This window comes from Stenotrophomonas maltophilia (assembly GCF_047497515.2).
Lineage (GTDB): Bacteria > Pseudomonadota > Gammaproteobacteria > Xanthomonadales > Xanthomonadaceae > Stenotrophomonas.
Map to the genome: position 1 here is coordinate 37,172 of NZ_JAXAXL020000021.1, position 23,629 is coordinate 60,800.

The 23,629-nt window shown below is 67.5% G+C and carries 25 protein-coding genes; 18 read left to right on the forward strand and 7 right to left on the reverse strand.

Going from position 1 to position 23,629, the window contains the following annotated elements; genetic code table 11:
- Positions 1-322 precede the first annotated feature (322 nt).
- From ACMZPQ_RS20470 to gspH, 3 genes are read right to left on the reverse strand one after another with little or no spacing between them, the layout of a single operon-like run.
- A complete protein-coding gene (locus ACMZPQ_RS20470) occupies positions 323-937 on the reverse strand; it encodes a prepilin-type N-terminal cleavage/methylation domain-containing protein (protein ID WP_197580574.1) in 615 nt (204 codons plus the stop codon).
- The gene (gspI, locus tag ACMZPQ_RS20475) at positions 934-1,296 is read right to left on the reverse strand and encodes a type II secretion system minor pseudopilin GspI (protein ID WP_197580551.1); all 363 of its coding nucleotides are present in this window, start codon (positions 1,294-1,296) and stop codon (positions 934-936) included. Before gspI ends, ACMZPQ_RS20470 begins: the two co-directional genes overlap by 4 nt.
- Complete coding sequence (gspH, locus tag ACMZPQ_RS20480; RefSeq protein ID WP_197580550.1) at positions 1,293-1,739, reverse strand: type II secretion system minor pseudopilin GspH; 447 nt, start codon at positions 1,737-1,739, stop codon at positions 1,293-1,295. Before gspH ends, gspI begins: the two co-directional genes overlap by 4 nt.
- Positions 1,740-1,842: 103 nt before the next feature.
- Between gspH and ACMZPQ_RS20485 the strand changes: the two genes are divergently transcribed.
- Entirely contained in the window at positions 1,843-2,319 is a 477-nt protein-coding gene (locus ACMZPQ_RS20485; protein ID WP_197580549.1) for a general secretion pathway protein, read from the forward strand.
- A 36-nt stretch (positions 2,320-2,355) separates the two neighbouring features.
- Here the strand turns inward: ACMZPQ_RS20485 and ACMZPQ_RS20490 are convergent, their stop codons facing one another.
- Positions 2,356-2,691 carry a hypothetical protein gene (locus ACMZPQ_RS20490; RefSeq protein WP_197580548.1) on the reverse strand — a complete coding sequence of 112 codons (336 nt, stop codon included), beginning with the start codon at positions 2,689-2,691 and terminating at the stop codon, positions 2,356-2,358.
- 201 nt (positions 2,692-2,892) lie between these two features.
- On the opposite strand from ACMZPQ_RS20490, the gene ACMZPQ_RS20495 reads away from it, so the two are divergent.
- The 15 genes from ACMZPQ_RS20495 to ACMZPQ_RS20565 all read left to right on the forward strand — a co-directional run bounded on the left by ACMZPQ_RS20495 (position 2,893) and on the right by ACMZPQ_RS20565 (position 20,215).
- Positions 2,893-4,509, forward strand: a complete 1,617-nt coding sequence (locus tag ACMZPQ_RS20495; protein ID WP_197580547.1) for a ShlB/FhaC/HecB family hemolysin secretion/activation protein — start codon at positions 2,893-2,895, stop codon at positions 4,507-4,509.
- 38 nt (positions 4,510-4,547) lie between these two features.
- Entirely contained in the window at positions 4,548-6,332 is a 1,785-nt protein-coding gene (locus tag ACMZPQ_RS20500; protein WP_197580546.1) for a DUF2341 domain-containing protein, read from the forward strand.
- A gap of 10 nt (positions 6,333-6,342) precedes the next feature.
- The gene (locus ACMZPQ_RS20505) at positions 6,343-6,756 is read left to right on the forward strand and encodes an ExbD/TolR family protein (RefSeq protein WP_088429904.1); all 414 of its coding nucleotides are present in this window, start codon (positions 6,343-6,345) and stop codon (positions 6,754-6,756) included.
- A gap of 39 nt (positions 6,757-6,795) precedes the next feature.
- Complete coding sequence (tolA, locus tag ACMZPQ_RS20510) at positions 6,796-7,461, forward strand: cell envelope integrity protein TolA (RefSeq protein WP_197580545.1); 666 nt, start codon at positions 6,796-6,798, stop codon at positions 7,459-7,461.
- A 42-nt stretch (positions 7,462-7,503) separates the two neighbouring features.
- Positions 7,504-9,249, forward strand: a complete 1,746-nt coding sequence (locus ACMZPQ_RS20515; RefSeq protein ID WP_197580544.1) for a putative porin — start codon at positions 7,504-7,506, stop codon at positions 9,247-9,249.
- A 98-nt stretch (positions 9,250-9,347) separates the two neighbouring features.
- A complete protein-coding gene (locus ACMZPQ_RS20520; RefSeq protein WP_008264586.1) occupies positions 9,348-9,677 on the forward strand; it encodes a hypothetical protein in 330 nt (109 codons plus the stop codon).
- A 165-nt stretch (positions 9,678-9,842) separates the two neighbouring features.
- Positions 9,843-10,346: an RNA polymerase sigma factor gene (locus ACMZPQ_RS20525; RefSeq protein WP_197580543.1), complete on the forward strand. Its 504-nt coding sequence runs from the start codon at positions 9,843-9,845 to the stop codon at positions 10,344-10,346.
- Positions 10,347-10,428: 82 nt separating this feature from the next.
- A complete protein-coding gene (locus ACMZPQ_RS20530) occupies positions 10,429-11,385 on the forward strand; it encodes a FecR family protein (RefSeq protein WP_197580542.1) in 957 nt (318 codons plus the stop codon).
- 182 nt (positions 11,386-11,567) lie between these two features.
- Positions 11,568-14,690, forward strand: coding sequence for a TonB-dependent receptor domain-containing protein (locus tag ACMZPQ_RS20535; protein WP_197580541.1), 3,123 nt, complete (start codon positions 11,568-11,570; stop codon positions 14,688-14,690).
- Between the two features lie 54 nt (positions 14,691-14,744).
- On the forward strand, positions 14,745-15,509 hold the full coding sequence (locus ACMZPQ_RS20540; protein WP_005416749.1) for a Slam-dependent surface lipoprotein: 765 nt from the start codon (positions 14,745-14,747) through the stop codon (positions 15,507-15,509).
- A 90-nt stretch (positions 15,510-15,599) separates the two neighbouring features.
- Positions 15,600-17,054 (forward strand): surface lipoprotein assembly modifier, encoded by a 1,455-nt coding sequence (locus ACMZPQ_RS20545; RefSeq protein WP_197580540.1) that lies wholly within the window; start codon positions 15,600-15,602, stop codon positions 17,052-17,054.
- 117 nt (positions 17,055-17,171) lie between these two features.
- Positions 17,172-17,576, forward strand: a complete 405-nt coding sequence (locus ACMZPQ_RS20550; protein ID WP_197580573.1) for a response regulator — start codon at positions 17,172-17,174, stop codon at positions 17,574-17,576.
- 9 nt (positions 17,577-17,585) lie between these two features.
- Entirely contained in the window at positions 17,586-19,172 is a 1,587-nt protein-coding gene (locus ACMZPQ_RS20555; protein WP_197580539.1) for a PAS domain-containing protein, read from the forward strand.
- A 71-nt stretch (positions 19,173-19,243) separates the two neighbouring features.
- Positions 19,244-19,585 carry a type II toxin-antitoxin system prevent-host-death family antitoxin gene (locus ACMZPQ_RS20560; protein WP_049457044.1) on the forward strand — a complete coding sequence of 114 codons (342 nt, stop codon included), beginning with the start codon at positions 19,244-19,246 and terminating at the stop codon, positions 19,583-19,585.
- Positions 19,586-19,588: 3 nt separating this feature from the next.
- A complete protein-coding gene (locus ACMZPQ_RS20565; protein ID WP_197580538.1) occupies positions 19,589-20,215 on the forward strand; it encodes an ATPase in 627 nt (208 codons plus the stop codon).
- Positions 20,216-20,252: 37 nt separating this feature from the next.
- Here the strand turns inward: ACMZPQ_RS20565 and proP are convergent, their stop codons facing one another.
- Together proP and ACMZPQ_RS20575 are read right to left on the reverse strand one after the other, a co-directional pair.
- A complete protein-coding gene (gene proP / locus ACMZPQ_RS20570) occupies positions 20,253-21,740 on the reverse strand; it encodes a glycine betaine/L-proline transporter ProP (RefSeq protein ID WP_053449897.1) in 1,488 nt (495 codons plus the stop codon).
- A 190-nt stretch (positions 21,741-21,930) separates the two neighbouring features.
- A complete protein-coding gene (locus ACMZPQ_RS20575) occupies positions 21,931-22,059 on the reverse strand; it encodes a hypothetical protein (protein WP_008265219.1) in 129 nt (42 codons plus the stop codon).
- 182 nt (positions 22,060-22,241) lie between these two features.
- Between ACMZPQ_RS20575 and ACMZPQ_RS20580 the strand changes: the two genes are divergently transcribed.
- On the forward strand, positions 22,242-22,658 hold the full coding sequence (locus ACMZPQ_RS20580) for a host attachment family protein (RefSeq protein ID WP_197580537.1): 417 nt from the start codon (positions 22,242-22,244) through the stop codon (positions 22,656-22,658).
- A gap of 5 nt (positions 22,659-22,663) precedes the next feature.
- The gene (locus ACMZPQ_RS20585; RefSeq protein ID WP_006448591.1) at positions 22,664-22,987 is read left to right on the forward strand and encodes a thioredoxin family protein; all 324 of its coding nucleotides are present in this window, start codon (positions 22,664-22,666) and stop codon (positions 22,985-22,987) included.
- An 18-nt stretch (positions 22,988-23,005) separates the two neighbouring features.
- On the opposite strand, the gene ACMZPQ_RS20590 is transcribed toward ACMZPQ_RS20585, so the two are convergent.
- Positions 23,006-23,602: an NUDIX hydrolase gene (locus tag ACMZPQ_RS20590; protein ID WP_197580536.1), complete on the reverse strand. Its 597-nt coding sequence runs from the start codon at positions 23,600-23,602 to the stop codon at positions 23,006-23,008.
- Positions 23,603-23,629: the final 27 nt, after the last annotated feature.

Consider the following 23,629-nt stretch of genomic DNA (forward strand, 5'->3'; position numbering starts at 1 on the left):
CCAGGAAGAACGGACAGCATCGGGCCAGCTGCCACGGAACGGTAGCAGCCCCAGCCAGGACGGCACGGAGGGCAGGGAGCGGCCATCAGCGGTGAGGACCACCGACACGGTGCCGCCGGGTGCGGGAATGCGCCCGGCGGCAGGAGCGGTAGATCCACGCAATGCGTGGATGACGTGGCCGGCAACAATGCCGACCAACGGTCGGCCCCCACCATGGCATGGCCGGCACCTACGGTAGATCCACGCCATGCGTGGATGCTGGCACCCACCCGTGCGGCTGTAGATCCACGCCATGCGTGGATGACTTTCCTCCCAAGGCGCCCTAAAGCGCCAGCACCCGCCGGTAACTCAACGCTCCACGCCCATCGCGCAGTCCCAAGCGCAGCTCCAACCCGGTGGCCGGCAGCACTTCGCCGTCGCTCGGCAACGTCGCCCAGCCCGCACCGGGCTGCCAGGCGCGTACCTCGAAGCGCTGCACATCACGCACCACCGCGATGCCCTTCGACAGCTCCGGTGCCGGCAGGGGATAGCGGTCGGTCGCTGCGCCACTGGCGCGCCACAGCGTGTTGCCCTGCCGCCACCAGCGCACCCGCTGCCAGCGCAGCCCATCGCTGCCGACACTGCGGGTGATTTCCAGCGCGAAGCTGCCATCGGGGTGCCGTTCACTCACCAGCGAGGGTGGCAGCAATCGCTGCGGACGATCCGCAGGCCGCACTGCGCCATTCATCAGCGCGTCGTCGGCACGCATTTCGATATCGCGCTGGAACTGCTGCAGCACGCGCAGTGCGGCGGTGGTCTCGGCATCGGCCTGGCGCAGGCGCTGGTCGCTGCTGGCCACGCTTTCGATCGCTCGCCAGCAGATCAGTGCCAGTACGCCCATGATGGTGATTGCGATCATCACCTCGATAAGGGTGAAGCCGCGCGCCACCCGTGTCACGGAGCGGCCGTCCACGGCAGCTGCATACGTGCCAGCGCCTGGCGTGGCGCATCCTCGGCCACCACGCTCATCTCCAGCAGCGGCTGGCCATCGTTGCCGGTGCCCAGGTGCTGGATCACCAGGAAACTGCCGCGCCCCTGCACGCAGCGCTGCCGCGCATCCTGTGGCGCCTGTCCTGCCAGGCGCAGCTCCTGCCAGCGGTCCTGTGCGCACATCAGTGCCAGCCGGCGATCACGCAGGCGTGATTGATCGTCGGTGGCCACCGCCACCGAGCGCATCACCGCGGCCAGGGCGATCGATACGATCGCCAACGCGATCAGTACTTCGATCAAGGTGAACCCGCGCGCGCTCTGCTTCACTGCACGACCTGCAATTGTCCGCTGCCATCATCACGAAGACGCACGCGGCGGCCCTCCAGCGACAGCGCCAGCTCCCACGGGACGCCGATCCACTCGGGACTCAGCTCGATGGCGGTGGCCGGCTGTACCACGATGCCGGGCACCTGCCAGCGCTGCGGCCGCAGCAGGTCGTCGCGCTGCACCTCCAGCCATCGGTTGTCATCGCGGCGGCTGAAGCGATAGCCGCTGGCGTCGGCCTGCCAGCGCAGCGTTCGGCCATCGATGCGGGCTTCGTCGCGTGCCACCTGCAGGCGCTGCGCCAGCCGCTCGGCTTCCTGCCGCAGTTGCCGGCCCGGGTCGAGCAGGCTGCCCAGGCCCAGGCCAATACCGGCCGTGCAGATGCCGATGATGACCAGCACCACCATCAGTTCCAGCAGGGTGAAGCCACGCGGAATGCGCTGCATCGACATCGCCTCCTGTCCTTGCCGATGCCTGCCAGCCTAGGCCGCCATGATGAAACAAAAGCGTCAGCGGCGGCTGCTAGCGTGGGTGGACACGAACGTGGCGATGGTGCGGAACATGGATGGCAGGCGCTGGGATCGCAATCGGATGTTGACGCTGCTGGCGGCGACGCTGTTGCTGGCCGTGGTGGCGTACTGGGGCGTGGGCCTGGCGGCGTCGGCGCCGCCACGGGTCACGCCCAAGGCCAGTGTGGAACAACCGCTGCGGCCAACGTTCGACGCGGCGGCCAGCGCGCCGTTGGTGCGGCTGATGTCGCCTGGCGCGGTGCAGACCGAGGTGGTCGTGCTGGGGGTGTTGGCCGGGGAGCGCGCGCCGCTCGCGTTGCTCTCGGTGGATGGGCGGCCGCCCGAGGCCTATGCCCCTGGGCAACGGCTGGGCCCGTCCACGGTGCTGGCCACCATCAGTGCCCGTGCGGTGGAACTGCAGCAGGCGGGCCAGTCCCGGCAGCTGCCGGTACCGGAACTGCCGCCGATGCCGACCGACGGCATCGCGCCCGCTGTCGGGCAGGGCGGCGCGCAGTAACGCCGAACCCGTGCTCGGCGCTACAGAGGCGCGGGCTCAGCGCGCTGGCCGTTGCGGTACCACCGAGCGACCAAAGGCATCGCCCATTCGCTGCCGCGTGCCTTCCAGGTTGTATTGCATCCGCTGGTTGCCCGGTTGCCGCATCAGCCGTTCGGCTTCGGGCAGCGCGGCGGACTTCGCCGCTTTCGACGTCGGCGCCAGTTTGCGCTGCAGGCAATCCCAGGCCGGTATGCGCTCGCCGTTGACCTGCACCTCGATGCACGGCGCGGCATCTGCCTGCTTCTTCGCTTCCTCGGCGCGAACCGATGGCAGAGCCAGCAGCAATGCAAAGGCAAGGGCAGGGTGGACGGCCGCCTTCAATGACGCACGCATGGTGAATCTCCTGCGGCAAATGCCGTTCTGCAATGAAGACGGGTGGCGAGGTCAGCTTCCGCCCGCGCCTGTTCGGTCGCTGTCAAAAGATGACAGTGCTGTCACAAAACTGTTGGCGGCTTTGACGCGACGTACACGTCCTGTTGGTAGACCCACGCGCCGCTCCATGGCCATTCCCTTCGATACGACGCGATGCCTTCGATGACTCCCGTTCCAGACCGAGCCGTCCGCCTTCCGCTGCGCCTGCATCCGCTGGTGCTGGCGCTGGTTGCACTGCCGCTGCCGCTGTTCGCGCAGGACGCGGCGAACGCGCCCAGCGTGAACATCAACGAGTACATCGTGCGCGGCAATACCGTGCTCGATCCACGACAGATCGAACGCGCGGTCGAGCCGTTCCTTGGCCCGGGAAAAACCCTGGCCGATGTCGAGAAAGCGCGCGATGCGGTGCACGCGCTGTACCAGCAGGCGGGCTATCAATCGGTCTATGTCGAGCTGCCCGAGCAGCAGGTCAGCGGCGGCGTGGTGCTGCTGAAAGTGCAGCAGACCCCGATCGGCCAGCTGCGCGTTGTCGGCACGAAACACGAATCGCCCGAACGCATCCGCGAACGCGTACCGTCGCTGGCCGAGGGCCGGGTGCCGGACTTCGACCAGGCGCAGAAGGAACTGACCGCGCTGAATGAAGGCGGGCGCCGCCAGGTGATGCCACTGGTGCGCGAAGGCCAGGTGCCGGGCACGATGGATGTGGACCTGCAGGTTGAAGAGAAGTCGCCATGGCGTGCCAGCGCGGCGCTCAACAACGACCACAGCGCCGACACCGAGAAGCTGCGCCTGAGTGCGTCGCTGGCCTACGACAACCTGTGGAAGCGCGGGCACAGCGCCAACATCGGCGTGTACCTGGCGCCGGAGGACACCCAGCAGGCCAAGGTGTTCTCGGCCTCGTACATGGCGCCGTTCGAGGGCACGCCCTGGAGCCTGGAAGCCTCCGGCTACAAGTCCGACAGTCGCGTGCTCAATGCCGGCGGCCAGGTGGGTGCCGGCTCCGGCACCAACGTGATCGGCAACGGGCATTCGATCGGCATCAAGCTCAACTACCGGCTGCCGGGCAGCAGCCAGTGGTGGCGCCAGCTCAGCCTCGGCGTGGACTTCAAGGACACCGAGGAAGACACCCAGATGGTCACGGGGAGCCTGAAGACGCCGCTGAAATATGCGCCGATCACGCTGGCCTTCGTCGGGGTGCGCCAGGGCGAGCAGGACCAGTTGAGCATCAACACCCAGCTGGTGGCCGGCACCCGCCGCCTGTTCGGCTACGGCAGTGACGCCATCGCGTTCGGCCAGAAGCGCTACTGGGCCGATCCGAGTTTCGTCGCGTTCAAGGCCGACGTGGCCAACACCCACACCTTCGGCAGCGACTGGCAGTGGTATGCGCGCGGCTCGTTGCAGGTGACCGATGCGCCGCTGGTGTCGGCCGAGCAGTTCGCGGCCGGTGGCATGTACACCGTGCGCGGCTATCTCTCGGCCGAGGCCATCGGCGATTACGGCGGCCTGGCCAGCCTGGAATGGCGCACCCCAGCGTGGTCGCTGTGGAGCGGCACCGACCTGCGCGTCTACAGCTTTGCCGACGCGGCTTACCTGCGCCTGCGCCAGCCGCTGCCCGATCAGCGTGACAAGTACAACCTGGCCTCGGTCGGCCTCGGCGCGCAGCTGCGCCTGGGCGAACACCTGCAACTGCGCCTGGACTACGCCTGGCCCTACGCCGATGGCCCGGTCACGCGCAAGGACGACCCGCGCCTGCATTTCAACATCAGCACCAGTTACTGACCCTTTCCTTGAACATGCGTTCTCCGGAGACCCTTCGCATGGACCGTTTGCTTTCCCGAGTGTTGTTGCTGCTGGCCGCGCTGGTTGCGTTGCCCGCCGCTGCGGCCGATGCCAATTGGTGGCAGGCCGAATGGAAGTACCGCAAGCCGATCACCGTCGACGCCGGCCCGCAGGGCGCTGGCCTGGCCGGTGACCCGGGCCGTACGCCGCTGCTGCTGCGCCTGCACACCGGCAATTTCGGTTTCGATGGCACCCAGGATGCGGGCAACGACCTGCGCTTCGTCTCGGGCGACGGCCGCGCCGTGCTCGCCCATCAGATCGAACAGTTCGACCCCAAGCTGGGCCTGGCGCTGGTCTGGGTGGACGTGCCGGCGGTCAGCGCCGCCGCGCCGCAGACGATCTGGATGTACTACGGGAACGAAAAGGCCCCGGCCAGCGGCAACGGCCAACAGGTGTTCGATCCGGACTACACGCTGGTCTACCACTTCGCCGAGGCCAATGCCCCGGCCCGCGATACCACCGCCTATGGCAACAATGCCGGTGCCGTGGTGCCGCCCGCCGAAGGCTCGGTGATCGGCCGTGGCGTGCAGCTCGGCGCCAGCCCGCTGCCGCTGCCGGCCAGCGCGTCGCTGGCGCAGGAAGCGGGCGCACCACTGACCGTCTCGGCCTGGATCAAGCCGGGCAGCAACACCGCCGCGCAGGCCATCTACGCCCGTCGCGACGGCGCCGCCGAACTAGTGCTGGGCATCGAGAACCGCGTGCCGTTCGTGCAGCTCAATGGCCAGCGCAGCGCGCCGGCGCAGCCGATCCCGGAAGGGCAGTGGGCGCACGTTGCACTGACCGCCGAGAAGGACGCACTGCAGCTGTACCTCAACGGCCGCGTAGTCGCCCAGCTGAGCGGCGAGCTGCCGGCATTGAGCACCGCACCGGTGGTGGGTGCCGACGCTCCGGGTGCGGCACAGCCCTTGGCCAACTTCGAAGGTGCGCTGGATGAGCTGCGCATCTCGCGGGTCGCACGCCCGGCCGCCCTGCTGCTGGCCGACGCCACCGCACAGGGCGCTGATTCGCGCTTGATCAGCTACGGTGCCGACGAACAGTCGGCCGGCCAGAGCCACTTCGCCTTCATCCTCAAGGCGATGCCGTTCGACGCCTGGGTGGTGGTGGCCATCCTTGGCCTGATGATGCTGCTGTCGTGGGCGATCATGATCGCCAAGAGCCGCCACTTCGGCCGCACCAGCAAGGCCAATGCGGTGTTCACCGAGAGCTTCGGCAAGCTGTCCGGCGTGCCGCTGCGCACCCTGTCCGACATGGACCGCCAGGGCAAGGCACCGACCGCCATGCACGACGGTTCGCTGTGGCGCATCTACCAGGTGGCCATCGACGAAATGCAGCAGCGCCACCAGCGTGATGGCAACAGCGGCTACCTCAGTGGTGCCACCATCGCCGCCATCCGCGCCTCGATGGATGCGGTGATGGTGCGCGAGCAGGAAGGCATGGCGCGGCGCATGAACTGGCTGTCGACCACCATTGAGGGCGCACCGTATGTGGGCCTGTTCGGCACCGTGATCGGCATCATGCTGGTGTTCGTGGTGGCGGCGATGGCCGGTGCCGTGGACATCAACTCGGTGGCGCCGGGCATGGCCGCGGCCTTGCTGTGTACCGCAGCCGGCCTCGGCGTCGCGATCCCGGCCCTGTTTGGCTACAACTACCTGGGTGCGCGTGCCGAAGCGATCGGTGCGGACATGGCGGTGTTCATCGACGAGTTCGCCGCGCGCCTGGCTGAAGAGCAGGACGGGCGCGGCCCGGCCGCGGTCCAGGGCTGAGGGGCGCGCCATGGGCCAGAAGGCGAAGTTCGGCGTCAAGAAGCGTGAGAAGGGCATCAACGTGACGCCCTTCGTCGATGTGCTGCTGGTGGTGCTGGTGATCTTCATCCTGACCAGCAACGCCTCCATTCCCGGCATCGAGGTCAACCTGCCGAAGGCAAGCAACAGCGTGGCGCTGGAGAAGCCGAAGACCAAGGCAATCACCATCGACCCCAGCGGCCAGGTGTTCCTGGATGCGTACCCGGTAACGATGGCGGAGCTGGAAGACCGCCTGCGCACCGAGCGCGCGACTACGCCGGACTTCCCGGTGATCGTGCGCGGCGATGCGCAGGTGCAGTACGCGCGCGTGGTCGAGGTGCTGGACCTGCTGCGGCGGCTGGAGCTGGCCCAGGTCGGGCTGGTCACCGGCAAGGCACAGGGCTGAGGCATGACGGCCCATCAACCCCCTCGGCCAGAGCCCGGCATGCGTGGTCGCCAGTTGCTGGTGACCGTGGCGCTGGTGCTGGCCGCGCTGTTGGTGCTCGGCATCGCGGTGTGGTGGCTGCTGTTCAAGGACACCGCCAGCACCCGCCGGCCGGTGGTGCAGCCGCCGATGCTGGCGTTGCCGCCACCACCACCGCCGCCGCCACCACCGCCGGAAAAGCCACCGGAACCGGAGACGCCGCCGGAAGAGACGATGCCCGAGCCGGAGCCGCTGGATCAGCCGACGCCGGCCGAAGAGCCGACGCCGACCCCGGACAACGCCGACCCGGTAACCATGAATGCCGACGCGCAGGCCGGCGGTGACAACTTCGGTATCCAGTCCGGTAGTGGCGGTGGCGCCTCGGGTGTCGGCCGTGGCGGTGCCGGCAACGCGACCTACGGCCGCTACCTCGGCTACCTGATGCAGCAGGCGATCGCGCGCGACGACAAGGTCAAGCGCCTGGCGTTCCAGCTGCAGGTGAATGTGTGGCTGGCCGCCGATGGCCGCCTGGAAAAGGTCGAGCTGGTGCGTGGCAGTGGCAACGAGGAGGCCGATGCGGCCGTGCTCGATGCGTTGCGCCGGATCGGCAAGGTCGAGCAGGCGCCACCGCCGTCGCTCGATTTCCCCGCACGCGTGCTGATCCAGGGCCGCCGTCCCGGCGCCTGATTCCCGACTTCCTTGATTTCCCTTCTTTGGATGAGAACCGCGATGAACGACCACGACCGCGCACGAACCGACTCCCGCCGCCCGCGGCCGGCCCGACGGGCGCTGCTGTGCTGCGCCGTGCTGCTCAGCCTGGCTGCCCCGGCCGGTGCGATGGCCGCCGAAACCACCATGGTCAAGCTGATCAAGGGCCTGATCGCCAGCGGCGCGCTGAAACCTGAAGACGGCCAGGCGCTGCTGGTGCAGGCCGAGGCCGAAGCGGCCGCCGCACAACGCATCGCAGCCAGCGGCAGCGCGGCCGCCAGCGGTGGCGTGGCCCTGGAGGCCGGCGACGTGCGGGTGCCCTACGTGCCACAGAGCGTGCGCGATGGCATCCGCGATGAAGTGCGCCAGGACGTGATGGCGCAGGCGAAGTCGGAAGGCTGGGCGGCCCCCAACGAAGTGGCCGAATGGACCAAGCGCATCAAGGTCAGCGGTGACATGCGCGTGCGCAGTGAGTCGCGCTTCTACTCCGAACGCAACAGTGACATCGTCAGCAACTGGGCGTCGATCAATTCCGGCAACGGCTTCGACACCAATACCAATACCAATCTGCAGCTGCCGCCGCTGCTCAACACCCGCCAGGACCGCCGCAACCTGTGGCGCATCCGTGCCCGCTTGGGCATCGAAGCGACCATCGGCCAGCACACCACCGCCGGCGTGCGCCTGGCCAGCGGCAGCAGCAATGGCCCGGTGTCGACCACCGAGCAGCTGGGCGGTGGCCTGAGCAAGAAGGATGTGTGGCTGGACCAGGCTTGGCTTGCCTACAGCCCGGCCGACTGGGTGACGGTGCGCGGCGGCCGCTTCGGCAATCCGTTCTGGACCAGCGATACGCTGTTCTCCAATGACCTGAATTTCGACGGCCTGGCCGCCAACCTGAAGTACGACTTCGACGGCGGCGACCTCGACCTGTTCGGCAACCTGGCCGTGGTGCCGTTGGAGTACACGTCCGACAATTCGCCCAGCCAGAGCTCGGTGAAAACGCCGAACGAGAACAAGTGGCTGTCCGGCGCGCAGGTGGGCGTGAACTGGCGCTTCAACGATGACAATGCGCTGCGCGCCGCACTGGGCTACTACGACTTCAAGAACATCAGCGGCCGCCTGTCCTCACCCTGCGCGCTGTATTCGGGTGCGGTCGGCTGCGACACCGACTGGTCGCGCCCGGCCTTCATGCAGAAGGGCAACACGCTGATGCTGATCCGCGACATTGCGCGCAACCCTCTGGACCCGGCCAACACGCCCACGCCGCAGTACGTTGGCCTGGCCTCGGCATTCCGCCTGGCCACGCTCAACCTGCGCTGGGATACGCAGCTGGCCCAGGGCATCGGCCTGCGCCTGGATGGCGACTACATCCGCAACCTGGCCTACGACAAGCAGGCGATGTTCCGCCGCGCCAACAACGGCATCGTCAACAACTATGGTGCCGGTGGCGCTGCCAGCATCGATACCTTCCGCAGTGGCGACACCGCGTGGATGGTGCAGGCCACCTTCGGTGCCACCGAGCTGAAGGAGAAGGGCCAGTGGCAGGCGCTGCTGGGCTACAAGCGCATCGAAGCCGATGCGCTGCCCGATGCCTACAACGATCCGAACTTCCACCTGGGTGGCACCAACGCCCGCGGCTACTACGTGGGCGGTGCTTATGCACTGGATGCACGCAGCTGGATCAGCGGCAAGTGGATGGCGGCCAAGGAGGTTTCCGGTGCGCCGTTGTCGATCGACGTGTTCCAGCTGGAGTTCAATACCGGCTTCTAGTCGAATCACGTGATGCGGATCACGCGCGGCGTGGCGGGGGCGCAGCGATGCACCCGTCTAAGGAAAGGAGACCACGCGTTGCACCAAAGGAGGAGTGGATGAGCCGTCGCAAACTGTTTGAAAGTCCCGAACCGTCCAGCCAGGTGCTGGGCATCGGGCCGGCCTACGTATCGGTGGAAGGGCTGCGCCAGCATCTGGCGGAGTTCCTGCTGTATGCCGGGCGGCCGGTGGTGATCATGCGCGGGCGTAGCGAAGTGGGCTATTTCCTGCCGGCGCGCTGCTGGCGCCAGCGCGATGATGATCCGCTGGCGGCGGCCGCCGCCGACCAGCTGCTGGATGCGGCCGGGTTCCAGGCCGAGGACATCCAGCAGGTGGAGCAGGAATTCAACGCCATGCGCCAGCGCACCGTGCTGCACTCACGGCGCTGAGCGGAATGGAGAGCCGAGCCCACGCTCGGCTCTCCCGCCACGCGAGGTCGTAGATCCACGCCACGCGTGGATGCAGGAACTTGCCGCCTGCGGCCATGCAGCCCACAATTCACCTCCGGACCGTCGCCATCACGCCCATCATTCCCCGGTCCGGCCTTGGCACCTATGTCTCCCAATGCCCTGGCGCTGGTCGAGCTGTTGATCCGCGAGCGCCGTGCGTTGTCTCGCTTCATCGCGCGCTACCTCGACCCGGCCAGTACCGAGGACACCCTGCAGAACCTGTACCTGAAGGCCAGCAGCGTGCCCGGCGATCCGCCCATCCTGGAGCCGCGTGGCTATCTGTACCGGATGGCCTACCACCACGCGCTCAACCGCAGCCAGGCCGACGCCCGCGAGCGGCGCGCGATGGCCGAGTACGCCGCCGACATGTCCGCGGCCGGCCTCGATGGCGAGGCGCAGGCGCTGGACCAGGCACAGCTGCGTGAGATCACCCAGACCATCCTTGCGCTGCCCGGGCAGGTGCGCGAGTGCTTCGTGCTCAACCGCTACCTGGGCTTGAGCGAGCGCGAGATCGCCACGCGCCTGGGAATTTCCAAGAGCCTGGTCGGCAAGCACGTCCTGCGTGCGGCGCTGCTGATCCAGCAGCATCAGCAGGGAGCACGGCGATGAACGGCGATTGCCGTGGGCAGATCGCGCCCGCCGTTGTCACAACAGGAAAGCGCACCCGTTCGCGGTGCGGCAGGCCACAACCATGACCACGTCCGAACCCTCGCCGCGTCAGGCCAGGCAGGCGTTGCGCTGGGTGATCCGGTGCAGTGCAGGCCCGCTGCCCGAACGCCAGCAACGAACCCTGCAGCGCTGGCTGCGGGCCGATCCCCGCCATGCGCTGGCCTGGCGCCAGCAGCAGGCCTTCTGGCAAGGGTTGGATGCCGCCGGGCCCGAGGTGCTGGCGGCGCTGCCCGGGCTGACTGCCGATCGCCAGGGGCTGCGGCCGCTGGTGCCGCGCCGCCACCTGCCGTGGCTGCTGGCCTCGGCCGCTGCCGTGGTGCTGATGGTCGCCGCCGTACCACAGGCAGTGCTGCTGGCACACAGCGACCTGCGCAGCAGCGATGCGCCGCGCGTGGTGCAGCTGGAAGATGGCAGCACCGCCGTGCTGGATGCCGGTACCGCGCTGGCGATCGAGTTCAATGGCCAGCAACGGCACCTGCGCCTGCTGCGCGGCCAGGCTTGGTTCCAGGTGGCACACGAGGCCCGCCCGTTCCAGGTCGAGGCGGCGGGTGGCAAGGTGCATGACATCGGCACCGCGTTCAGCGTGTCGATGCAGGACAGCACGGTCACCACCCAGGTCAGCGAAGGCGTGGTCGATGTGCGCCCGGGCGATGGCAGCGTGCAGCGCCTGCGGGCCGGCCAGGCGCGCGCGTTCCGTGACGGGCGCTGGCTGCAACCGCTGCAGCAGGTAGGGCCGGATGGCGTAGCGCCGTGGCGGCGCGGTGAAGTGGCGATCGACGATCTGCCGGCCGCACAGGCCATTGCCGATCTGGCGCGCTACCGCCGTGCACCGGTCTGGGTGCTGGGCGGCCAGAGTGCGCGCGTGCGGGTCAGCGGCCTGTTCCACCTGCAGCAGCCGGAAACGGGCATCGATGCGGTGGCTGCACAGGCCGGGTTGCGCGTGCAGCGCCTGCCCGGCGGGGCGCTGGTGGTCTGGTGAGGCCCGGTCGCTGCGGCGCGGGATCGGCCGCATGAAAAAAACATGAAAAAACCGTGGGCAGTCGCCGCATGCGGCTGTCTATAGAGGTATAGCCAGAGCGAAACACCGTTTCTCCTCAAGCCAGACATGCCACCGGCACCGGATGTGCCGGCGGTTCCGCCCCGCTTGAGGAGTTCCTGTCCATGCCGTCCACGGCATCCGCCTGTCACCGTCGCGCCACCGTCCTGGCCCTGGCCATCTCCACCGTACTGCTGCCGTTGGCCGGGGTGCCGACCGCGCAGGCGCAACCGGCGGTCGTCGCGCCGCTGCGCCAGTACGCCATTCCCGAGCAGCCGCTGGCCGATGCCGTGCGTGCGTTCGGCCGCCAGGCCGATGCCCAGGTGGTGTTCCGCAGTGACCTGGTGGAAGGCCGTCGTTCCAGTGCGGTGCAGGGCGAGTACAGCCAGATGCAGGCCCTGCAGCAGCTGCTGCGCGGCAGCGGGGTGCGCGCGCAACGCGGCATGGACGGCACTTGGAGCCTGCGTGCCGCAGCAGAGGCAGGTGAAGGGGAGGGGGTGCGGGTGACCGAGACACTGGACGTGGCCGGTCGCCTGCAGTCGGAAGGGGGTGAGGCCCGCGATCGGCGCGGCTACGATGATGTGTTCGCGCTGGACCTGACCACGGCGTATTCGGGGCGCGACCGGGTGGAACGCTATCGCGGCTCCAACCCGGCCGACGTGGTCAAGGATCTGGTCGGCGTGTTCAGTGGCGATGCGCGCAACAGTGGCGCACTGGACATCAACATCCGCGGCATCCAGGGGCCGGGGCGGGTGCCGGTCAGCATCGACGGGGGCGAACAGGCGTTGACCGTCTGGCGCGGCTACAACGGCGTCAGCAACCGCAACTACATCGATCCCAACCTGATTGGTGGCATCCAGGTCATCAAGGGGCCAGGGCTGGTGCGCGATGTGCACAGCGGGATCGGTGGCGCGCTGGTGATCAAGACCATCGACGTCGATGACATCGTCGCGGCCGGCGAGCGCTTCGGCGGGGAGCTGAAGATCGAAGGCAGCAGCAATGCGGTGGCACCGCGCCTGCCGCGATTGCATACCGGCGAGGACTACCGCACGGTGCCCGGCTTCCCGCAGGGCTCGCCGGCTTCCCCCTACGACGACCGCACCCTGGTGGTGCCGGTGAAGTCGCGCAGCGGCAACAACCCCTTCGATGGCGAAGACCAGGCCTGGCGCCTGGCGCTGGGCGCGCGTGGCGACAATGTCGACCTGATGGCCGCCTACGCCTGGCGCAAGCGTGGCAACTACTTCTCCGGCAGCAAGGGCAGCGGCTACTACGACCAGGACCCGCGCGAGAAGTACGAATACCAGGGCATCGACTACATCACCACGCTGGCGCGCTACTTCAAGCCGGGCGATGAAGTGCCCAACACCTCCAGCGAGCAGGAATCGTGGCTGGTGAAGGGAACCTGGCAGATCAACGACGAACAGCAGTTGAAGGCCACCTGGCGGCGCACGCTGTCGCACTACGGCGAGATCATGCCGTCGCGGATCCTCTCCGCGCCGGACTACGGGCGCATCCAGTGGCCGCTCAGCCGCGTCGATTCGGACGCCTGGAACCTGGAGTACCGCTTCCAGCCGGCCGGCAGTCGTTGGCTGGACCTGTACGCCAACCTGTGGCGCACGGAAACGGAAAGCGACACCTACACCGCCGGTGGCTTTCCCAATTTCGCACCGGGTAATCCGGCGTGGAATCCCGGGGTCAGCCCGATCCTGCGCAACACCGCACTGGCCAATGCGCGCAATGATCGTACCGGCCTGACCCTGAGCAACCGCTTCGCGCTGCATTCCACGCTGGACCTGACCGTGGGCGGCAACTGGCAGTACGAGAAGCTGGGTTCGCTCGACCCGTACTTCGGCACCACCGATGGCTGGCGCATGTTTCCGCGTGCCGGCCGGCGCCAGGAGGGCGAAGGCTATCTCAACCTCGAATGGCGTCCGGTCGATTTCCTGACCCTCAACGTCGGCGTGCGCTACAGCCGTTACTGGGCGTTCGACGACTTCCTGCAGGCCCACCCGGAGCTGCTGACCAAGGGCGTGGGCAGCAAGGAGGCCACCTACCGGACCAATGAGCTGCCCGAGCGGCCGGCCAGCCTGCAGGCGGAGATCGATGCACTGGAGGCCGAACGCGAGTTCTGGGAGAGCATCGGCATGGGTTCGGTGATCGACGATGCACTGCGTGGCCTGCTGGCGTACTACGAGACGCCGCAGGCGGTGGAACATCGGCTTCCGTGGTTGCCCGATGCCAACGGCAACTATGCCCGTGCGACCAACCCCTGCCTCAACGGCAAGGTGGCGGCCATACCCGGCGTGCTGCCGATCTACCCCGGCAGCGACCTGGTCTGCACTATCGGCAACACCATGCAGTCGCGGCCGGTGGACGGGCGCAATGACCGCCACCGCGATCATGCGTGGTTGCCCACTTTCTCGGCCACGGTGAACCTGTCCAAGTCCGCGCGCGTCTACCTGCGCTACAGCGAGGCAGTGCGCTTCCCCAGCATGTTCGAAAGCACCATCGCGTTCTCCAGCAGCCTCAACCCGCTGTACACGCTCAAGCCCGAGCATGCCTACAACTACGAGCTGGGCTACGTACACAACCTGTCGGGCCTGTTCGGAAACACCGCCGATGCCGACGTCAAGCTGGCCTATTACGTGCACAAGACCCGCAACGTGATCGAGCGCGACGCCTACTTCCTGTTCGACAACATCGACAAGCAGACCATCCGCGGCATCGAGCTGCAGGGACGCTTCGACAACCGGCGCTTCTTCACCGACCTGGGTATTTCGCGCACGCTGGAAAACGAGGTGTGCGACGAAAGCACGGCCGTGCTGCTGGATGCCAACCGTGGCCTGGTGCCGAACTGCGTGCAGGACGGTTTCGTCAGTGGCTACCTGCTGACCCAGGCGATTCCGAAGTTGTCGGTGAACCTGTCGCTCGGTACGCGCCTGTTCGATGAACGGTTGGAACTGGGCAGCCGCATCGTGCACTACCAGCGCCACGAAAACCCCGATCTACAGGCCTACCGCGACCGGTTGCTGGCCGGTGGCAGCAGCCTGCTCTGGCAGAACGTGCCGTTCACCTGGGGCAACATCACCACCGTCGATGCATACGCGCGCTGGCGTTTCAACGAGCACGCCACCGTCGAGCTGGTCGGCAGCAACCTCGGAAACCGCTACTACGTCGACCCGGCCACGCGCTCCACGCTGCCGGCGCCGGGCCGCACCCTCAAGCTCGGCATCACCGCGCGCTTCTGACCTCCCGCGTTCAAGTGTTTCACCCGTAGTTCCCACAACCCAAGGAGCAATACCATGAAGATGATCTCCCGTTCGGTTCTCGCCGTTGCTGCCACCTTCGCCCTGGCCGGTGCCGCGCATGCCGCTGACATCGTCGGTGCGGCCAGCCCGGTGACCGACGCCGAGCTGTACGTCGCCGTTGGCGAATCGCAGGTCAACGGTGGCCCGCACCAGGCAGGCAAGGCCGGTATCGGCGTCGGCACCGTCTCCAACGCCAAGCCGGTCGATTTCCAGGGCCTGAGCCTGTACTCGGGCACCACCACCGTCAATGGCACCGCCGTGCGCACGCTGGCCATGCCGATCACCGGCGCACCGGGCAGCCATGCCGGCATGGGCCACTTCAACTTCGTCAAGGTTGGCAGCGGCGATGTCTGGTTCGGCGAATGGTCCAAGGATGGCGCCGCCGGTGGCTTCAACAACCGCCAGGTGTACTTCGTCGGTGACCGTACCGGCACCACGCTGCCGGCCGGTGTGGCCACCTACAGCGTGGCGGGCCTGAACAAGTTCAACGGCAGCAACCTGCTGTCGGGCACCTTCCGCGCCAACTTCGGCAGCGGCACGCTGCAGGGCGGCCTGACCGGTGGTGGCCTGTCGGTCAACGTCAACGCCTCGATCAACAGCGCCAACGCGTCGTTCGCCGGTTCGGCCACCGCCAACGGTACGGTTGCCGGTACCACCCAGGGCCAGTTCTTCGGCGCCAACGCCGCCACCCTGGCCGGTATCGCCACCTTCGCCGGCAACAGCCAGTACGACACCGCCTTCGGCGGCAGCAAGAACTGATCGCCACGCCCCTGACGGGGCAGGGCAGGGACAAGCCGCGATCCGCCAGTCCCTGCTTCGGCCCGCTGCATGCACCACCACGGATCGACCATGCGCACTCCCTTCCTTCTCGCCGTCCTGTTGCTGGCCGCTGCCGATGTGCGCGCCCAGCAGGATGATCTTCGCCGCGTGCTTGAGCAGGGCAGCGAACTGCGCCACCAGCAGCAGGACCAGCAGCGCCTGCGGCAGGCCGAGTCGGAGCGGCCGACCATCACCATCGACGGCCAGACCCTGCGCGTGGAACGCACCGTGGATGACCTCGGCCAAGCCCTTTACCTGTCGCTGCAGCACCAGCAATGGCAGGCCGCAGCGACCTTCCTCGACGAGTACGTCGAACTGCCGGGGCATGATCCGTTGCTGCGCCACTATGCACAGGGCGCGCTGGCGCGGGTCACCGGCGATCATCGGCGTGCGGCGAAGGAGTACGAAGCGCTGCTGGCCGTGCAGCCGGATTTCCTGCCGGCCCGCCTCGAACTGGCGCGTGTCTACGCCGAAGACCAGCGCGATCGCGATGCCGTCGCGTTGTTCACGGCCATCGCCGCCGGCATCAATAGCGACGACCCGGCCACGGCCGGTGTCCGCGCCCGCGTGGACGGCTACCTGAGCGCGCTGCAGGCCCGCCAGCGCTGGAAGGGCGCCCTGGCCGCCGGTCCGGCGTGGAGTGACAACATCAATCGCAGCTCGGCCAGCCGCACCTGCCTGTTCGGCGTAGGCGAGACCTGCCTGATCGAACGCACACTGCCCGATGCACAGCGCGCCACCGGCCTGGACTACGACGGCAACCTCGAACGGCGCTGGGCGTTGGCCGGGCACCATGGCCTGTACGTGCGTGGGCTGGCCTTCGGCCAGGCATGGCGCGGCTACAGTACCTACAACGAACTCAATGCCAGCCTGCAGGCGGGTTACAGCTGGCGCAGTGCACGGCATACCGTGCTGCTGGCGCCCAGTTACGATTACCAGGCGTTGGGCAACCACGCGCTGCAGGGCGGCAGTGGCGTGCACGGCGAATGGCAGTACGCGCTGGATGCGCGCAGCTTGCTCAAGCTGGAAGCTGACTGGAAGCACCAGCGCTATCGTCAACCGGGCCTGGCCAGCAACTACGACGGTGAACTGGCTGCGCTGTATGCCACCTGGTTCCGCGCGCTCAATCCTCGCTGGACGGTTTTCGCCGGGCTGGACGTCACTGCCAGCCGTGCCGCCGATCAGGCCAACGGCTACCGCCAGCGCGGCCTGCGCCTGGGGGCTGCCCGCCAGTGGACGGGCACCACCGCCACTGTGTTCGTTTCAGTGCGCGAGCGTGACTACGATGCCTGGAGCCCGCTGCTGGAGGCGCGGCGCGAGGACAGCGAACAGAACCTCATCGCCATCGTGCGCAGCGAACGGCTGGCGGTCGCGGGGCTGGTACCCAGCCTGAGCCTGCGTTACGCCCGCATCGACAGCAACGTCGGCTGGCTGTACAGCCACGACCGCAGCCTGCTCAGCCTGAAGTGGGAGCGCGCGTTCTGAGGTAGAGGCCGGCACCGCACGGTCCTCATTGATCGTCACGCGCTCTTGTAGGCCGGATCGCGCATCCTGCCCTCGTTGCGACCGCAGGCGGGTCGCGTGCATCGAGGAGTGCAGGGCGTGCTGGAAGCCGGTAACAAACCAGAGGTCCTGAAAGGGCTGCGCGTGCTGGTGGCGGAAGATGAATTCGCCATCGCGATGTTCCTGGTCGACTACCTGGAACTGAAGGGCGCACAGGTGATCGGCCCGGCCGGTGACCTGCAGGCATTGGGGCGGCTGGTCGATACCCATCCGATCGACGTCGCATTGCTCGACATCAACCTCGGCGGCGAACAGGTCTATCCGTTGGCCGATCGCCTGGCGGAGGCAGGGACGCCGTTCCTGCTCACCTCCGGCTACGACGACAACCTGCCGAGCCGCTTCGCCGCTGCCCCGCGCTGCACCAAGCCCTATCACATCGACGCCCTGGTCCAGCAGCTGGCCGGGCTTGTCGCTGCTCCGCAGGCGCCTGCGGGCGTTGCCTGAACGGGCCGTATGGGGCGCCGTATCGAAGGTTTCCAGAACGCCGGCCTGCAGGGCGGCATGCCGCTGGCGCTGCGGCTGCACACCCGTCACGATGGCATGGCCGCTCGCATTGCCCGCCATGACTGGGCATCCACCCCCCTGGGCGGCATGGACCGCTGGCCGCCGCACCTGCGCGCTACCGTGGATCTGATGCTGGCCCACGGCTTCCCGATGATCGTGCTGTGGGGCGAGCAGCTGGTGCAGCTCTACAACGACGGCTATGCCGAAATCCTCGCCGACAAGCATCCGGCCGGACTCGGCCAGCCGACCCGCGAGTGCTGGCCCGAGGTCTGGCACATCAACGGGCCGCTTTACACCCGCGCCTGGCAGGGAGAGACCGTCACCTTCGAGGACAAGCTGTATCCGTTGGCCAGGCACGGCCGCCTGCAGGATGTCTGGTTCACCATCACCTACAGCCCGATCCGTGGCGAGGAAGGGCGCATCAACGGCGTGCTGGTCACGATGTTCGAGACCACCGCCGCGCATCTGGCACAGGCCGCGCGCGAGCGCGAAGAACTGCGGCGGCGCGAGAGCGAGCGTCGCCTCGAGCTGGCCTTCAGGATGCTGCCGGTAGGTCTGTGCATTGTCGATCTGGACGGTCGCATGCTGTTGTCCAACGACCAGATGCGCGCCTATCTGCCCACCGGCAAGGTGCCCTCGGCCGATGCGGACAACCAGCACCGCTGGCGGGGCTGGCACGCCGACGGCAGCGCGATCGCGCCCAATGACTTCGCCATTGCCAGGGCAATGCGCGGTGAAACCGTGGTGCCCGGGCTGGAGTTCCAGTACCTGCATGACGATGGCCGCGCACGCTGGACGCGGGTCGCTGCGGCGCCGCTGCGCGATGCCGATGGCGAGGTCAGCGGCGTGTTCGCCATTGCCGTGGACATCGACGACCTGAAGCGCGCCACCGAGCGCCAGTCGGTGCTGCTGGCCGAGCTGCAGCACCGGGTGCGCAACATCATGTCGACCATCCATGCCCTTGCCTGGCGCACCCGCGCGTCGGTCGGCAGCGTGGATGAATACGCCGAGCGGCTGTGCGGGCGCCTGATGTCGTTGGCGCGCACGCAGAGTCTGCTGACCCGCGGCGCCAATGCCGGGGTCTGCCTGCGTGGCATGCTCAACGAGGAAATCGCGGCGGAGACGCCTTCGATGGCCGCCTACCGCCTGCAGGGCGAGGATGTGCTGCTGCCGCCCAAGGCGGCCGAAGTGCTGTCGTTGGCCATCCATGAGCTGGCCACCAATGCGCTCCGTCACGGGGCACTGAGCCATGACAGCGGCCGTGTCGACGTGTCCTGGCATCTGCAGGTACAGGATGAACACCCCTGGCTGGGCCTGCACTGGTGCGAGCGCCATGCCGAGGTGGACGGCTGGGCGCTGCCCCAGCAGCGCGGCCTCGGCCGCACCCTGATCGAGCAGCGCGTACCGTATGAGCTGGCCGGCAGTGGCGAGCTGCGCTTCAGCCCGCAGGGGCTGGACGCCTGGATCCGGTTCCCGCTGCGCGAGCGCGACAGCCTGCTGCAGACCGATGCGCCGCAGGCGGGACCGCGCCGGTGAAGCCCGGTTTATCCCCAATTTGGCCAAATTGGGTATAGTGGCCATAGTCCACCTCTGCCCGGAGCTGTGCCATGACCCTGCCGCTGGATCTACCCGGCCTTGAAAAGGCCCCGGCCTCGTCGGTGAAGACCCGCGGTTGGCCAAGCCTGATGCGCACCGTGCGCGAGAAGCAGGCGCTGGTCATCACCAACCACAATCACCCCGAAGCGGTGATCGTGGACATCCGCACCTATCAGGAACTGCTGGCCAAGGCGGCCGGCGGTGATGCCGGTGAGCGCAGCGAGGAGCTGATGCGCCTGCGCAGCGAGTTTGACCAGACCCTGGCCGGCCTGCAGCGCGGCGAGGGGCTGGGCAAGGTGCTGGGCCAGCCGATCCGTCGCGGCCGCAAGGTCACCCTCGGCCGCCCGCTCTGACCGATGGGGCGGATCCTGGTGCTGGCCGGCGTCAATGGCGCCGGCAAGAGTTCGCTGCTGGGCACCTGGCTGGAAGCCGAAGGGCTGAGCTGGTTCAACCCGGATGCGTTCACCCGGCGCCTGGTGGAGGCCGGCTGGCCGCTGCCCGAGGCCAACGCCGAAGCGTGGCAGGAAGGCACCCGCCGCCTGCGCCAGGCGATGGCCGATGGCACCGATTTTGCCTTCGAGACCACGCTGGGCGGCAACACCATTCCGCGCCTGCTGCGCGAGGCCTGCGAACGGCACCACGTCGCCATCTGGTTCTGTGGCCTGGCCAACGTCGAGCTGCACATCGCCCGCGTGGCCGCGCGGGTGGCAGCCGGTGGCCACGACATTCCGGTCGAGAAGATCCACGCGCGTTTTGATTCCGCGCGCGAGAACCTGCTGGACCTGCTGCCGCACCTGGCCGAACTGCATGTCTACGACAACAGCGCCCCGGCCGATGCCGAGGGCTGTGTCGAACCACTGCCGGTGCTGGCGGTGGCGCAGGGCCAACTGCAGTACCCGGTGTCGGTGGCCGAACTGCTGCACACCCCGGATTGGGCCAAGCCCATCGTGATGCGCGCGATGGAATTGAACACCGCCCGGTAGATCCATGCCATGCGTGGATGGCGTTCTGCGCTGGGCCTCAGGCCGGCTTCACCTGCTCGGGCTCTGCAACGTCGGGCAACGGCGGCAAGCTCGGGTCCACCGTCACCGGCACGTCGCTCTTCAACAACGCGGCCGCTTCCTTGTCGCTGCCCACCGCCGGCGGTGAACCGCGCAGCGGCAGGCCGGCGGTTTCCTTCACGAACAGCATGGTCACCAGGCCGATCACCGCCGCGCCCATCAGGTAGTAGGCCGGCACCAGCGGATCGCCGGTACGCTCCACCAGCCACGCGGTCACCAGCGGCGTGGTGCCACCGAACAGCGACACCGACACGTTGAAGGCGATCGACAACGCGCTGTAGCGCACCGGGGTATAGAACAGCGCCGGCAGCGTGGACGGCATCGAGCTGGTGAAGCACACCAGCGCCAGGCCCAGCAGCATCAGGCCGAGGAAGATCATCCAGTCGTTGCCGCTGCCGACCAGCAGCAGGCACGGCACCGCCAGCACCAGCAGCGCGATGCACGCACCGATGATCATCGGGCGGCGGCCCAGCTTGTCACTGAACAATCCGCCGACGATGTTCAGCGGCATCATCACCAGCATCACGATGATGATCAGCAGCAGGCCCTTGCTCTCGGCGTAGCCCATGGTGACGCTGAGGTAGCTGGGCATGTAGGTCAGCAGCATGTAGTCGGTGACGTTGAACACCAGCACCAGGCCCATGCATACCAGCAGCTGGCGGCCGTGCACCTGGAACAGCGCGCCCAGCCCGGGCCGGTCATGTTCGCGCTTCTCCGCTTCCTCGGCGAACGCGCGGAACGCAGGGGTTTCCTCCAGTTTCATGCGCATGTACAGGCCGAGCAGGCCCAGCGGGCCGGCCACCAGGAACGGAATGCGCCAGCCCCAGTCCAGCATCTGCTCGCTGCTCAACAGCATGTGCAGCGCGGTGACGGTGCCGGCACCGGCGATATAGCCGCCCAGCGTGCCGAACTCCAGCCAGCTGCCCATCAGGCCACGGTTGCGGTCGGTGGAGTACTCGGCGATGAAGGTGGCTGCCCCGCCATACTCGCCGCCGGTGGAAAAGCCCTGCACCACGCGCGCCAGCAGCAACAGCACCGGCGCCCAGATGCCGATGCGCTCGTAGGAGGGAATCAGGCCGATGGCAAAGGTGCCCAGCGCCATCAGGATCATGGTGAACGCCAGCACTTTCTGCCGGCCGTAACGATCGCCCAGCGGGCCGAACACCAGGCCGCCCAGCGGCCGCACCAGGAATGCCACGGTGAAGGTGGCGAAGGCGGCGATCACCTGTGCGGTGGGGTTGCTGGAGGGGAAGAACACCTGGCCGATGGTGACGGCCAGATAGCCGTATACACCGAAGTCGAACCACTCCATGGCATTGCCCAGTGCAGCGGCGCCCACGGCGCGCTTGAGCATGGGCTTGTCGACAACGGTGATCTCATCGACCTTCAAATGGCGGCGGCGTTTGAACCAGCCGAAATGGGCGTGTGAATCGGGGGTGTCCTGCATGGAGGCTCCCTGTCAGGTGGGGGAATGAGCGATGGGGTGTGTTCCGGGAACAGGCGCAGGCGCGATGCCACGCGCACGGCACGGCACCGCCACAGAGGCGGAAACACGGAAACGGGATCACGGCGGCAGCGCAGTCAGCGGCCGGGTGTCACATCAGCGTGGGGAATGCAGGCAGAAGGGCCTGCGGGCGTCAGCCGCCAGGATCCAGCGCGAGGCGATGGAAATGCAGGGCGGGAACATGCGTGGCAAGCGAAGCGCCGGTCGGCAGTGCTTCCCACGTAACAGGTGCGCCCGTCACGTAGTGGGTCGTGTCGATCATCCGTTCATCATAACGGCATCGGCGTGAGCATGCAGCGAAGCCGCCCGATCTGCACGCTGTGTTCCATCGCGCCTGTTCATCTGCAGCGCGTGTGTGATGACATGCGTTGAACGAACTGTGGCCGCGCCGCTCACGCAGGGCTGGCTACGGTGCAGGTAAACGCACTCCACAAGGAACATTGCATGACCCGTCGCATTCCCGAAGGCACGCTCATCATCGTCGCCGATGGCGGCTCCGCCCGCGTGTTCACCAACGTTGGCAACGAGCATCAACTCACCTTGAAGCAGGAAGGTGAGCTGCGCCTGCAGGACATCAGCGAGCAGGGCGTCTCGGGTCAGGGGCCGGCCGGCGCGGTGCCCAAGGACATGTCGATCTCACAGCTCAATGAAGCCACCTTCGCCAAGCAGGTCGCCGAGCAGCTCAACGACGATGCCTTGAACAACCGCTATGCGCACCTGGTGCTGGTGGCCGACCCGACCACGCTGGGCCGCATCCGTCCGCTGCTGCACAAAGAAGTTCAGTCGCGCCTGCTGGGTGATATCGCCAAGGATCTGACCAACGCACCGTTGGCCGATATCCAGAAGGCGCTGGCGGCGTAACGCACATGCCGTTCATGCGTGATCACCTCTCGGCAGAGCCGGCCCATGCGGATGTGGAAGCACAGCCGGGCTGGCAACTGCTGGAATTTGGCGCACCGTGGTGCGGCCACTGCCAGGCCGCACAGGCGGCGTTGCAGGCCTTCGTCGATGCCAACGATCTGGTGCATTGGAAAATCGAGGATGGCAAGGGCAAGCCGCTGGGCCGTGCGTTCAAAGTGAAGCTGTGGCCGACCGCCGTGCTGCTGCATGACGGCCACGAGGTGGCACGGGTGGTGCGGCCGTTGGACAGTGCCGACCTTGCAACCCTGCAGGCGGCACTGCCGGATTGAGTGCGGTTACGCGCGCGGCTAGCGCAACGGGTAGAACGGCTCGATCAGCTCGGTGCCGGTGGCCTCATCGCCCTTGAACGACAACTCGAAGGCGCCACCCCATAGCGTTTCGGGGTGGTCGAGCACCTGCAGGGTTTCCATGCGCAATGCCTGCATTCCGATCAGGGCGGCAGCTTCGTCGCGGCTCGCCCAGCGGTACTGTTTTTCCGCGGTCGTGGCCGGTGGCTGCCCACTGCGTAGCGAGGCACGATAGTGCTGGCGGAACGACACCGCGTCGTGCGTCGGGTCGGGCGGGTCCTCGTTGAAACGATAGCTGTAGAGGGCCGCCAGCGTGAACGGTGACACCTGCAGGCCAAGCTCCGTTGCCAGCTGCCGCAATGCTTCCTGCACGCTTTGCTTGCGGTTGGCGCGCACGGCAGGCGTCATCCAGCCGCTGCGGTTGTGTTCCAGCAGCAGGCGGCCCTGATCGTCGGTCACCAGCAGGCGCAGGATGGTGTAGTCGTCCTGCGCGGTGCGGGCAACGGCGGGTGGCGGTGGGGGCGGATCGGCATGGACAGCAGAGGCGGTGGCGATCATTCCTGCAATCGCGATCCATCGTGCAGCGTGGCGGGCCATGCGGGTTCTCCCTGGTCTGGGCGCAGG